The following is a 12,575-nucleotide window of genomic DNA, read 5'->3' as shown; positions in this document are numbered from 1 at the left end:
CAATTCAAAATTCAACTTTAGCAGATTGGCCCGAATTACCAATGATGGGATTCACTGGCGCAACACAATCAACTGGATGGGTCTCTGTATATACATTCGATGAATCTATTGATGGAGGGGCATCTGTTGGAGGCTGGCAAGAGGCAACCAACATCACGAATTCAATAGATAGCAGAGGTACTAACATTTATATCAGTACCGGAGACTATACCTTAAGCGTTACCGGATCTCCCAACACAGGAGATCAAGTATTTAATACTGGATCCACTCCAAAATTAACGTACACGGAAAACTCTTCTCCTGTAGATAGCGATGAAGATGGTTGGAATATTATTGGGAACCCCTTCCCTTGTAACATCAATTGGAATAAAATTTCAGGTTCAGACAAAAACAATATTGAAGATGTTATCTGGATGTACAATCCTACTTTGGGATCGTACGGAACTTATATTGGAGGAGCTGGTAGTGGAGCGAATGGAATTGATAGTATTATCCCTTCTTCACAGGCCTTCTGGGTACATGCAACGGCAGCTAGTCCTAGCTTAAAGATAAAGGAATCAGCCAAAGATATTACACCTAAGGCCTTTATTAAATCCATTGGATCCTTTTCTAATAGCAGTCTTAAACTTAAAATAAGCAGCACAATAAATTCCTACAGCGATGAAACAATTGTAATTTTTAGCGCTAATGCGACCGAAGGAATTGGAGATAAATTTGATGCCATTCACCTAGATTCTTTCGAGCCATCGGCACCTTCAATATCAACAACTTCTTCTGAGGGCCATGATCTAATATTTAACAATGTTCCGGATAATGTATCCAACTTAATAATACCAATAACCACAACGGTAGGAGTTACAGGGAGCTATACATTAGAAGCGGTCAATCTCTCCAATATTCCTGCTAATGCAGATGTGTTTCTAATTGATAATTTAACTGGAGTTATAACAAACTTAGTAAACACAAATACTTACATCTTCAACATTTCAGACACAACAACTGCAGAAAGATTCGATCTCCAATTTTCCATACTGCCAACTAAAAATAATGAAGAATTAGGGGAGCAGTCAAAATTGATTGCTTATCCAAATCCTTTCAATGCCTACACTACTATCAATTTTTCAAATAAATTTAATAAGGATTATAAGTTAGATCTATTTGATGCAATGGGAAAACATGCTGGAACTTTTAACCCAACCTCAAGTACTCAATTTAACATTAATAGAAATAACCTAGGAGCTGGCCAATACCACTTTATTATTTCTTCCGATGAGGAAGTATTAGGTAAAGGGAATGTGATTGTAGAATAAGTCCAAATCTAGCTCTATTACAATCCACTTTCTTTTACTTTTGATTCTTAATGAATCATTTTTATTAGGATGGATTATTTAGAACTATTGCTACTGGTTGTAGTCGGGGTTATTGCTGGTTTCATCAATACTGTTGCTGGCGGGGGCTCTCTACTCACTCTTCCTATTCTAATTTTTCTAGGCCTCCCCCCTTCTGTTGCTAACGGAACTAATCGAGTATCCATATTCTTTCAGAATATGTCTTCCATTGCAGGCTTTAAAAGCAAGGGTGTTTTTGTTTATCCCTTTAGCCTTTGGGTAGGATTATCGGCTCTAATTGGAGCAGTTATTGGTGCTCAGATCTCCGTTGATATGGACAGTGAATTATTCAATCAGATACTTGCCATAATAATGATTGCAGTGGTATTCATCACCATTTTTAATCCAGTTAAAAATCCAGAGGATGTTCTCGAAAAACTCGGAAATAAACACCAATTGCTTAGTATAACCGTATTTTTTTTTATTGGAATATATGGTGGGTTCATTCAGGCAGGTGTTGGGTTTCTAATTCTTGCTGCTCTTTCGATGATAAACAACATGTCGCTTGTAAGGTCTAATAGCGTTAAAGTATTTGTGGTATTTACATTTACTGTTGCGGCCTTAATCGTATTCTTAATACAAGATCAAATTCATTGGTATTATGGGTTATCCTTAGCAGTTGGTAGTAGTTCTGGAGCATGGATAGCTAGCAGATGGTCTGTTAAAAAAGGGGATGTTTGGATTAAGCGATTTATGGTAGTGATGGTTACTGCAATGGCTATCAAACTTTGGTTTGACCTCTAGAAGAAAGTTGCAGACATATATTCCCATTTTGCATAATAGATTTTAATTATACCTAAAATCGAAATCTTATTTGATAGAATTTCAAAAATCTATACGTAGTGAACAATATTGTGTCCAGAATTGGCTTTTTCTACAGAGGATTATCAGACGAATTTATTGAATAGTAGAAAGTCAGTTGAAGGTCAGTTATATTTGCATTCTAATTTAAATCTTAGCTGCCATGTACTTTGACTTTACTGAACTTTCTGACGCGGAGTGTTATCATCTAACAACACAAACTGTAATGCCTCGTCCGGTTGCTTGGATACTCTCAGAATTTAGTGAGAAAAACTATAATCTGGCTCCTTTCTCTTACTTTACGCCAATCACAAACAACCCGCCATTATTAATGGTCTCCGTTGGCACAAAACCAGGGGGAGAATTGAAAGACACGATTAAGAATATGACGTTTTCGAAAAAGATGGTTATTCATATTGCCTCTGCTGATTTAGCGGAACAGGTAACCCTCACAGCCAAAGACCTACCTCAAAATAAATCGGAAGTAGATCTTGCAAAATTAGAACTTGTAGATTTCGAAGGCTTCGATATGCCAAGACTAAAAGATTGCTCGATTGCTTATGGTTGTTCTTTGTATGAAATTAAGGAGATCGGAAACAAGCCGCAATCGTTATTGTTTGCACAAGTAGAAAAACTATACGTAGCTGATGAGATGGTTAGCTTAGAGGAAGATAAAGTGACTATCAACGCCAAGAAAATTAATCCTTTAGCGAGATTAGGAGGGAATGAATATGCTAATTTAAAAGATGTCTTTGCGATAGCCAGACCTCAATAGAAACTATCGGTCTGATAGAATTGGATCTGTTGCTATATACCAATTCTCTCTTATCGCAGAGAGTTTGAATTTCATTTTAATATCGGCCAACTTAGCAATCTCATTAAACTCAAGAGCATATTTTTCTCTTTTGTCGTTATGCTTTATTCTTCCTGCCTGAGTATTTTCAAATCCTATAGGAAAAATTAAATCTTGGCCTTTTTTACTGACAATATCATATTTATTTAATATCTCAATAGAAACTACATTCAAGTCACTTCGAATATTAAGACCATTTCTACTGCTCTCAAAATTCACAGTAGCCATCGTAAGCTTACCGTTCTTGTATTTAGTATTAAATACTTGATGCTTGTCAAAAGTTGCTAAATCCACAAAATTTAACCGCGGGTTAAGCAATAAGAACATCATATAGTTATGTGCATGCCATCTTTCCGGATTTTCTGCACTGTCTATACTCAACTGACTAACTTTTCTAGCCATCTTATAAAATTCCCCAAACTGATTTTGGGAATAACTGTTAAAATTTATTCCCAGTAGCCATAGGAATAAGACAGCAAAACATATGTTACGTAAATAGCTCATAATCTAATGATTCCGTATTTCTACGTGGTTTTTAGAATAAAGTTGCATGTAATTTACAATAAAATAATATTTATACAGAATTGAATATACCAAACACCCCTTTAATACCAAGGGAACTGATGCTTTTTACGCACGTAATTGATACCATATTGGGATACTAAATTCTTGAGTCCATTTGGCTTCAATTTATTCTAGTGTTAATCTCTATAATTTGAATTTCAGTTTAATTACGTAGCTATTAAAAACCATACTCAATGAAGTAAAAATAATTTCATGCAAAATAAAAGCCCAACAAACGCACCTGCCGGACTTTCATTAAAGATTGAGTAGTTATTAAACCAAGACTTATTTAGTTAGCACAATCTTTATCATTTTCGATTTGTTTTTTGACACTGCTTTGAGCAAATACATTCCTTCTGTTTGATTGCTCAAATCAATTATTGTTTTCTGCTGAGCAGAAATGTCAAGTATTCGTCTACCCGTCATATCAAACACCAATATCCGTTCCAAACTATTTCCTTTGACATCTATTGTTACTACTCCCGATGTTGGATTTGGATATGCGGTAATGGAATCTACCATCTCTTCCTCCTCTACTGCAGTAGGAATACATGGTCCAAAGAACCAACCTAAATTGCTACCGTTATCGACCGTATTATCTGTTATGAAAGTAGCACCTCCAGCTGCAGTAATGTCTTGAAGAAGCAGATAGTCTCCACATACAGTTCCTGTACTTTGTGAAATTGTAGCAGGATCTCCTATTGTGCTACTTTGTATACTAATATTTCCAATCAAAGTACCTGTTACAACCAAATCCGAAACCGTTTGGGTAGACCAGGCATCCAGCACTAAATCTGTACCAGGAAGAAGAAGTAATTGATTAAACGTATTTGACCCTGTCATATTCAACAAACCACCATTCTGATTAATCGTTACATCATTATAAATAAGATTGCCGCCAACAAAAGTCCAACTAGCACTCGACATTTCAATAGTGGATGTTCCCGCATTAAGTACTAAACCTGTTGGGTCACTAATAGACCATCCATCTACATTTAAAGTAGAGCTACCTAAATTTAATGTTCTTGGTGAGGTAGAATTCGAATTAAAGCTTCCTCCTGATAAAAGATTAATCGTGTTGTTATTCGTATTTAATGTTCCATTACTAAAGTTGACCAAACCAGAAGCGGAAAAATCATCACTAAAAGAATATTCACCAGAGCCATTAAAGTTTACAGTACCCCAAGACCATGGGAAGACAGAAGTTATTGTATTTCCATTTGCCGAGCTGATAAAGTTAATTGAACCACTATACGATGCGCTCATTGAAGAGATGTATGTTAAAGAACCATTCACATTAAGAATACCCCATCCGGCTAAATCAGGAGAATTAAGAGCACCTGTCCAATCCATATTTTTACAATCTCCATTAGTTACGATAGTAACTACTTGTCCTGGAACAGAAAACGAATTCACATCAAAGTGTACATCATCTAAAATTGAAGGAACACAAGTTGCAGCCGCTCCGCCTGATGAAAGAGACCAACTAGTAGCGTCTTCCCAGTTACCGGTTCCTGCTATCCAATAAAAGTCTGTTCCTGCGAATCCAGAAATAGTCCAACCGCTTACATCTCCTACGCCTATAGAATTTGTTGCATTAAAGACACCTCCTCCGCTTACGTTGATACTATTTATGGAGATATAATCTCCATTGAACGTTCCGGCTGGAGCTACAAACGAAACAGTGCCACCATTGGAAGTTAATTGAGTATAATCTGAACAACCTGTACCATCTGGAATAACTAGACCTGCTGCAGATACAAAGGTTTGTGTACTGCCTCCTTCAAAGCTTATATCATTGGATGTAATTGTAAGTGAATTAAACTGGTTTGAACCACCTATTCTAACTGCCGATGTTGACGTTAACACTACAGCATTGTAGTCTTCATCGCCACCCAAGAATGTATTAGCGCCACTTGCAGCGGTTGTAATAATTGAAGTACCTGGTGTAACATTAAAGTTAGTTGCATCATTAATTATCCAGCCGTTCCATGTACTTAATAAATTAATGGTAGAAGAACCTAGAATTAGTGATCGAGATAAACTTGAATTAGAGATAACACTGGCCGCAGTTACAGTAAAGTTATTTGTATTCAATGTTCCTTCTTCAAAATTAATTGCACTCCAATTACTCGGAATATATAAATCACTTTGTAATGACCAGTCACCAGAACCATTGAAGTACATACTAGACTGAAAGCTTATTCCATAAGTATCTATTAGATTACCCGCACTTGATGCCCTATAATTTATTATTCCAGAATAACTTGATACATCAACTGTATTATGTAAGAGGAAATCTCCATATATATTTAATGCCCCATTATTTGATAATGCCCCTAAACCAACTCCTGCAGTAGTCATATCAAAATTATTACAGTAAGACGCACCATCAATTGTAACCGTTTCGTTACCGATACTAAATGAATTGGCATCAAAAACCACGTCATCTATTTGAGAAGGAATACAACCAGATGCTACGCCACCGGAAGCCATCGACCAATTATTTTGATCATTCCAATTTCCACTTCCTGCAATCCAATAAAACGTTTGCGGTACTCCTGCTGTAAAATTCCAACCCGAATTATTACCTAAGTCATTAGCATTTGTTGCATTGAACACCGCACCTCCAACAACTACCATGTCTTCAATCTCTACATAATCCAAATTATTTGTACCCGCTGCATCGGTTATCGTAGCCTGTATACCCCCAAATGAAGATTTTAATTTTTTACGATTTGCACAATCTCCTCCTTCATCAATAAGGTAATTTACCATTTGATTCGTGCCATCTTGAAAAACAAAGTCTATTGTTCCAGTTCCAGCAAGTATTAATGAATCAAACGAATTATTATCATTTATGTAGGCATTTCCTATCGACGTTAGAACTACATCGTCATATACAAGTCCTCCTCCTGAAAAACTTCCGGTAAGGTTTATTGTTGAAGTACCCGCATTCAATGTCATGCCAGTAGAATTTACAACACTCCAGTTACCCAATAAATTCACGTCACTCGAACCCAAATTAAATTGTCTTGTACTGGATGAATTAGTACTAAAAGAATTTATATTAACATCATTATTTCCTGTAATGAGTGTACCTTGATTTAAAGTCAATTGAAATGCATTCAGTTCATCAGTTAATGTAAAAGTTCCTCCTCCATCAAAAACCAGGCTCCAAGCATTTATTGTTACACCAGCACTTGTGATTGTTTCTGAGTTGTTAGAAATAAAAGTTAATGTTCCTGTATTCGAATTCGTAACACCACTTTCAAAGATTAACGAACCTTTAAGCCTCAAAGGATTCCAACCACCCAAATCTGGTGAATCAGAACCTGAACCAGTCCAATCCATATTATTGCAATATGCATTTGCATCTACGTTTACTATTTCACCTGGTGCCGAGAAAGAATTAGCGTCAAAAAACACGTTATCATTAATAGAAGGTATGCATATTGTTGCTGGACCACCGGAAGACAAAGACCATTTAGAAACATCACTCCAATTTCCTCCATCTCCAATCCAATAATAATTTAAGGCCACCGGTGATGAAATAGACCAGCCTATATTGTTCCCAAGATCGCTGCTGTTTATACCATTAAAAGCAGCTCCACCCACTCCAATTACATCCGCTATTGCAGCAAAATTTAAATTAAGAGAACCTGAAGTCTTATTTATAGTCGTCTGTTCTCCAGGGAATGATGAAGAAAGTTGAAATAAACTAGCACAAGTCCCAACCCCATTAATTGTTCCATTAACAGTATATACCTGGCCACTTTCTAATGCAAGATCACAATCTACAGCGAGATTTATATCATTGAAAGTTAACTGTCCCGCTAGATTAATAATTGAAGGAAATCCTGGATCAAATGTTATATCATAAAAAGTAATGGGATCAGATAACCAAATCGAAGTGGTTTCTGTATATATGTGAGATGTACCGGCATCGAATGTTAAACCAGCTGTGGAGAATAAATTCAACCCCCAGGTTACATAAACATCAGATGCTCCTAAATTAATAGTTCTTATACCACCAATCCAAGAATTAATTTGTGTACTCCTAATTAATTGATTACCAGAATTAAAAACACCCTTGTCGACCTGCAGGCTGGCATTCGGTATACTAAGAGAATCCAATAATGTCCATTCACCATCTCCATTAAAGATTACATTCCAAACACTGGGTAATCCAATTTCGTCCATGTCAATTGTTTCACCCAAGTCATCTGACATAAATAATACTTGGCTAGAAAGGCTAACCGTCATTCCACTTTCCAATTGAAGAGATCCATATATATTGAGATCCATTCCACCCCCAAAGTCTGGCATGTCAGTTCCGGATCCTACCCAGCTCATGTCGCTACATGTTGCTGCAACATTAAGGTTGACTCCCTGTAAAGCACCAGAAAATGAATTTTCATCAAAATAAACATTATCATTTCCTGAGGGTAAAGCCGTGTGAAAAACACCTCCTCCAGATGTTGTTGCCCAATGAACCCCATAATCACTCCAGTTACCTCCATCACCTACCCAATAGTAATCTGATGCATGTAATCTATTTGATAGAACAGATAAAACCGAAATTAGAAATCCAATTGTAATTATCTTTCGAAAAATTTCCGTGTTGCTGACGTTAGAATTTGTTTTCATTTCTTTAAACTTGAATAAGGTTGGTAGTATTCACTATACTTTCAAGATAATATCTCTTTTGAACTATATATGTCAGTGCCGAACACCTACCCTTGGATAAAAATGAATTTTAATTGAAAGTATTTATAACCGACTGGTTAATAACAATATATAATAATTTCAAAACCCTATAAACATTTTTCGCACAAGCCAGTAGCTTGTATTTCCAAGCTAGATATCTTGAATTTTGGCAAAAAAACACTTGGGAACTGTTCTACTTCAACGCAATAAACGGCATTGCAATTATCACATTTAAAGTGAACATGTTGGTAGTGGTGAGCAGAGTCGCTACATGTATCTTGGCATATCGCATAACTCGATTCTTCGCCACCAATACTTATCTCATGGATTAATCCTTTCTCTCTAAAAGTTTTGATAGTTCGATACAAAGTAACACCATCGAAAGAATCTAATTATTTCTCTATTTTAGAAATAGTGAGGGCATTTGAATGATCTAAGAAAACGCAGAGAACCATCTTTCGAAAGTCTGTTTCTCCAATATTTTTCTGCTTTAATAAATTACTCATCACTTATCGTTTGCAACATCGTTGCATTATTACAAATCTAACTATATTTGCAACAATGTTTCAATAGTAAAATTAATGTTTCTAAAAGCGACTTTCATTCTAGTAATTTTAAGCATGGGCTCTTTCGCCTATGCTGGTGATGAAGTTTCAAAAGATGATTTTAAAGTCGATCCTTTATCCCTCGCAGCAGATCCTATTATGAAACAACACCTCCATGACGATCACGAAGATGACCACAGCCATCACGATCATCATCCTCACGAAATTGGTGTTGCCAATTCTCCTGTATATTTTATAAGTGAAGAAGAGTTCAGCTACGGCCTACATCTCCATTATGTATACAGTTTTAGTAGAACTTAATTTGGATTAGGGTTGGGCTACGAACGGATTTTCGACGAGCACTTACATTCTACGATTGGTATTGTAACTAGCTATAGGCCTTTTGATGGTCTTAGTATTAATGTATCTCCTGGAATTACATTTGAAGGTACAGGTGATATCAATCCAGCTCTTCATATTGAAACGGCATACGAATGGGAAATATATAATTTTTCATCTAGGACCGGTACTTGAGTATGCCTGGGATCCAGAAGACACTCACATTAGCTTGGGATTACATATTGGGTTCGGTTTTTAACTAAAAAATCATGGCTCAATTTCTGATGAGCATCCAACATGGAAAAAATATTCCTTCTTCTATTAAGTACAATAATTACAACATTTGTGTTGGGGCAATCGCTCAAACTGAAAACTTACACCAGTGAAGATTGGGATTCGTGGGAAGTAGACAACTCAATAGAACTTAAAACATACACGAATAATGATTTCGACTATTGGGAAATTAGAGGAAATTAACGGTGATCTATCCTCCTTGGATGTAAGCCTTAAAGCAGCCATTCTTTTCGTCCCTATTTTCACAAGTAGCATCAGCATGCAAGGTAATATTGAATAGCCCATCTCCAGCTTCTTTGTCTTATTTTGAAAGACTAAATTTGTCATCCAACTAATAAATTATCTGTGATGAGTGATTTGATGAAACAAGATTTTAAACTCTCTACTTTTTTAAATTTAAAAAGAAACGAAGAAGGAAATCTTACGATGCCCTTTTCAGAAAACATTCAAAACCATGTTCAGACCGCTCACGCTGGAGCTCAATTTTGTTTGGCAGAATTAGCAACCGGCACATTTGTAGAAAAAGCATTTTGGGAGTTTAAAGGAAAAATATTTATAGTTCTCCGTAGAACCGAAACCAAATACAGCGCCGCCGGAACAGATGATTTAACCGCCTACACAGAAATTAGAAAAGAAGAATTTGCAGGTTATGAAGAGGCTCTAAGAAATGGAAAACCAGCTCTTGTTCCAGTTCATGTTTCTGTAAGAGACAAAAAAGGTGATACCACCTTTACTGGTAAATTCCTCTGGTATATAAAAGTAATCTCGCTTTCAAAATAAATTTACAGAACAATGTTTCTAGTACGGTTAGTTGAGAATAATTTTGGTGCTCTACTCTTTATTTTCGGAGTAACTGCATTTTTCTTTCCAGGCTTATTCACATGGGGAGAAGAATTTAGTAGTATCTTTTTAATGCTCTCTCTCTTTCTAGGTTGCCTAAAAATCGATTTTAGCGAAATTATCCACATTAAGAAAAACGTTGGCCGTCTTTGTCTTTTTGTACTCCTAAATCTAATTATACATCCTTTAGTGTTCTTTGCAATTTCCTTTGCTCTCGACCAATACATAAGGGTTGGCATGTTTTTAATCTTGGCAACCTCTGGAGCCGTAGTTACTCCTTTACTTGCTAGTATTCTTAACCTTCGCATACTTTGGTCGGCTGTTTATGTCGTAATAAGCTCAGCACTATTGCCCTTTACACTCCCATTCTTAACGAAGAACCTATTCAACATTGAACTTGAAATATCCATTCTCGAAATGATGTTGTTTCTAGCAAAAATGGTTTTTATTCCATCTCTACTAGCTTTCATATTCAGACAATTTCTTCCAACCATTACGATCAAGATTAAAACTGTATCCGGGTTAGTAGGAAGTATTGGCATGTCGATATTCTTAGGAATTGTTATCGCTGTTAACGAACCCTATTTGGGAAAACACATGATGAGCATGAATACTCTTTATATCACTGCCCTCATGTTCGTCTTATTCTTTGCAAGATTCTTACTGGGATACCTAATGCCCTCCGAAAGCAAAATCGAAAAATGGACCAATGCTCTTATGTTCGGCAACATGAACAATGGGCTAATGATCCTCCTGGCATCTCAGTTTTTTGGGCCAGAAGTCTTATTTGTTGTATTACTATCTGAAATTCCTTGGGTATCTGTTCAACCAATTTTCCAAACTTTCGTTCACAAGAAATTGCATATTTATGCTGCTAAATAGCAATTAGTATGCAATTAGGCATTGAAATTGCACATAAATACTCAATAATTGCATTTTCGCGGATCTTCGTAACAGGTAACCATCTCATATATGAGAAAATATATTTTTACTAAATATCATTAACACTAATTCGCATTATTAATACATTATATCTATTAATATTACATATAACTACATAAAAGATACATTTGGTTAAATTAATTGTATTCATACTTCACTCTATCCATTAATTTAAATTATGGTTATGATACGCGATTTGAATGCTAGTCACTTTTAATATAAATTAGAGTTCAAATCATTTAACAATTTTAGTATGAAAAAGATAGGATTAGTTTTAATCATGATGATAAGCGCTGTAGCTTTTCAAGCTACGGCAGCCGATCACCATGGAAAGAAGCATGAATGCTCAAAGGAGTGTACCAAAGAAGGCAAATGCGTAAAAGCGTGCGGAGAGAAAGGGCATGAATGCAGCGAGGCTTGCAAAAAAGCAGCTGAAGCGCATGAAGGTCACAATCATGCAGATCATGGACACGGACATGACAAAGTAAAACACGAATGCACAGAAGCTTGCAAGACTGAAGGCAAGTGTGTCTATAAACATGGAGAAGAAGGACACACTTATTCAAAAGCATGTCACGACCATAAGGACGAATAGAACATTATCAAATTAAAAGAATCCTCCGAATTTCAGGGGATTTTTTTTTGCCCAAAAATTGCCAGTAATTTTATCACAAACTCCCAACAACTTAGACATGTATATTCGGGGAAAATTCCCTCTCACAGACCTACTTATCTGGTCTTATTGAGACATCATCAAGTTCTTAATTATGTCCGGAATACCTGTGTCTCCTCCATAATAAACACTATGGTTGATGTCGTCATTTATGATTTTCGAATGCCTAAGCTCAACATTAGTGTAATTATCGACGACCCCTTGATTTACTTGTACTTCATTCTTAGGAGAATCCCTGGTTACCTCTTTTGTAAATATGTTAATTACAGCAGAAATAGCACCTGGGCCATAGAGAGAAGATTGCGGACTTTGTATAACCTCAATTTTTCTATCTCGTTTAACGCTTAGCTCGTATGTTTGATGTCTATTAATTATTCCCTTAAATATAGTACACAAAATCACAGCAGAAGAGAAAGGGAGCGCTTAGCTAGACACGTTGATAAACGATGCGGCATTTTAGATTTACCACTCTTCTGTTTTTTTCTTAGAACTTCAACTAGTACCTAAGTCCGTATTAAACGAGACTGCATTAAAAACGAGCCAAAGTGAAGAAGAAAGAAGGTGATTATAAAATTAAATTTATGGAAACAGAAGTATTGAATAGAGCCTTAGGAATAGATATTTCA

13 protein-coding genes are annotated in these 12,575 nt (G+C 36.1%); 9 read left to right on the top strand and 4 right to left on the bottom strand.

The window, feature by feature from the left end; genetic code table 11:
- The 3 genes from HRT72_02290 to HRT72_02280 form a co-directional block, all read left to right on the top strand.
- A partial coding sequence (locus HRT72_02290) for a T9SS type A sorting domain-containing protein (GenBank protein NQY66540.1) occupies positions 1-1,310 on the top strand: 1,310 nt, incomplete at its 5' end.
- A gap of 69 nt (positions 1,311-1,379) precedes the next feature.
- Complete coding sequence (locus tag HRT72_02285; protein NQY66539.1) at positions 1,380-2,132, top strand: sulfite exporter TauE/SafE family protein; 753 nt, start codon at positions 1,380-1,382, stop codon at positions 2,130-2,132.
- A 220-nt stretch (positions 2,133-2,352) separates the two neighbouring features.
- Complete coding sequence (locus HRT72_02280; protein ID NQY66538.1) at positions 2,353-2,964, top strand: flavin reductase family protein; 612 nt, start codon at positions 2,353-2,355, stop codon at positions 2,962-2,964.
- A 3-nt stretch (positions 2,965-2,967) separates the two neighbouring features.
- Here the strand turns inward: HRT72_02280 and HRT72_02275 are convergent, their stop codons facing one another.
- From HRT72_02275 to HRT72_02265, 3 genes are all read right to left on the bottom strand, one after another.
- Positions 2,968-3,444, bottom strand: a complete 477-nt coding sequence (locus HRT72_02275) for a hypothetical protein (GenBank protein NQY66537.1) — start codon at positions 3,442-3,444, stop codon at positions 2,968-2,970.
- Between the two features lie 447 nt (positions 3,445-3,891).
- Entirely contained in the window at positions 3,892-8,256 is a 4,365-nt protein-coding gene (locus HRT72_02270; GenBank protein NQY66536.1) for a T9SS type A sorting domain-containing protein, read from the bottom strand.
- A gap of 167 nt (positions 8,257-8,423) precedes the next feature.
- A complete protein-coding gene (locus HRT72_02265) occupies positions 8,424-8,684 on the bottom strand; it encodes a transcriptional repressor (GenBank protein NQY66535.1) in 261 nt (86 codons plus the stop codon).
- A gap of 213 nt (positions 8,685-8,897) precedes the next feature.
- On the opposite strand from HRT72_02265, the gene HRT72_02260 reads away from it, so the two are divergent.
- The 6 genes from HRT72_02260 (at position 8,898) to HRT72_02235 (ending at position 11,871) form a co-directional block, all read left to right on the top strand.
- Positions 8,898-9,182: a hypothetical protein gene (locus HRT72_02260; protein ID NQY66534.1), complete on the top strand. Its 285-nt coding sequence runs from the start codon at positions 8,898-8,900 to the stop codon at positions 9,180-9,182.
- A gap of 12 nt (positions 9,183-9,194) precedes the next feature.
- Complete coding sequence (locus HRT72_02255) at positions 9,195-9,395, top strand: hypothetical protein (protein ID NQY66533.1); 201 nt, start codon at positions 9,195-9,197, stop codon at positions 9,393-9,395.
- Positions 9,396-9,497: 102 nt separating this feature from the next.
- Positions 9,498-9,677 carry a hypothetical protein gene (locus tag HRT72_02250; protein ID NQY66532.1) on the top strand — a complete coding sequence of 60 codons (180 nt, stop codon included), beginning with the start codon at positions 9,498-9,500 and terminating at the stop codon, positions 9,675-9,677.
- A gap of 165 nt (positions 9,678-9,842) precedes the next feature.
- Entirely contained in the window at positions 9,843-10,274 is a 432-nt protein-coding gene (locus tag HRT72_02245; GenBank protein NQY66531.1) for a YiiD C-terminal domain-containing protein, read from the top strand.
- A 12-nt stretch (positions 10,275-10,286) separates the two neighbouring features.
- Positions 10,287-11,216 carry a hypothetical protein gene (locus HRT72_02240; protein ID NQY66530.1) on the top strand — a complete coding sequence of 310 codons (930 nt, stop codon included), beginning with the start codon at positions 10,287-10,289 and terminating at the stop codon, positions 11,214-11,216.
- 313 nt (positions 11,217-11,529) lie between these two features.
- Positions 11,530-11,871: a hypothetical protein gene (locus HRT72_02235; protein ID NQY66529.1), complete on the top strand. Its 342-nt coding sequence runs from the start codon at positions 11,530-11,532 to the stop codon at positions 11,869-11,871.
- Between the two features lie 144 nt (positions 11,872-12,015).
- Here HRT72_02235 and HRT72_02230 read toward each other — a convergent pair whose 3' ends face one another.
- Positions 12,016-12,345 carry a hypothetical protein gene (locus HRT72_02230; GenBank protein NQY66528.1) on the bottom strand — a complete coding sequence of 110 codons (330 nt, stop codon included), beginning with the start codon at positions 12,343-12,345 and terminating at the stop codon, positions 12,016-12,018.
- Positions 12,346-12,575: the final 230 nt, after the last annotated feature.

The organism is Flavobacteriales bacterium, assembly GCA_013214975.1.
Classification (GTDB): domain Bacteria; phylum Bacteroidota; class Bacteroidia; order DT-38; family DT-38; genus DT-38.
This window is presented reverse-complemented; position numbering and strand designations above follow the sequence as displayed.

Bases quoted from the DNA above. Each gene is read 5' to 3' on its own strand.
- HRT72_02280 (NQY66538.1), top strand. From the start codon at position 2,353: ATGTACTTTGACTTTACTGAACTTTCTGACGCGGAGTGTTATCATCTA.
- HRT72_02235 (NQY66529.1), top strand. From the start codon at position 11,530: ATGAAAAAGATAGGATTAGTTTTAATCATGATGATAAGCGCTGTAGCT.
- HRT72_02260 (NQY66534.1), top strand. From the start codon at position 8,898: ATGTTTCTAAAAGCGACTTTCATTCTAGTAATTTTAAGCATGGGCTCT.
- HRT72_02240 (NQY66530.1), top strand. From the start codon at position 10,287: ATGTTTCTAGTACGGTTAGTTGAGAATAATTTTGGTGCTCTACTCTTT.
- HRT72_02250 (NQY66532.1), top strand. From the start codon at position 9,498: ATGGAAAAAATATTCCTTCTTCTATTAAGTACAATAATTACAACATTT.
- HRT72_02275 (NQY66537.1), bottom strand. From the start codon at position 3,444: ATGGCTAGAAAAGTTAGTCAGTTGAGTATAGACAGTGCAGAAAATCCG.
- HRT72_02245 (NQY66531.1), top strand. From the start codon at position 9,843: ATGAGTGATTTGATGAAACAAGATTTTAAACTCTCTACTTTTTTAAAT.
- HRT72_02270 (NQY66536.1), bottom strand. From the start codon at position 8,256: ATGAAAACAAATTCTAACGTCAGCAACACGGAAATTTTTCGAAAGATA.
- HRT72_02285 (NQY66539.1), top strand. From the start codon at position 1,380: ATGGATTATTTAGAACTATTGCTACTGGTTGTAGTCGGGGTTATTGCT.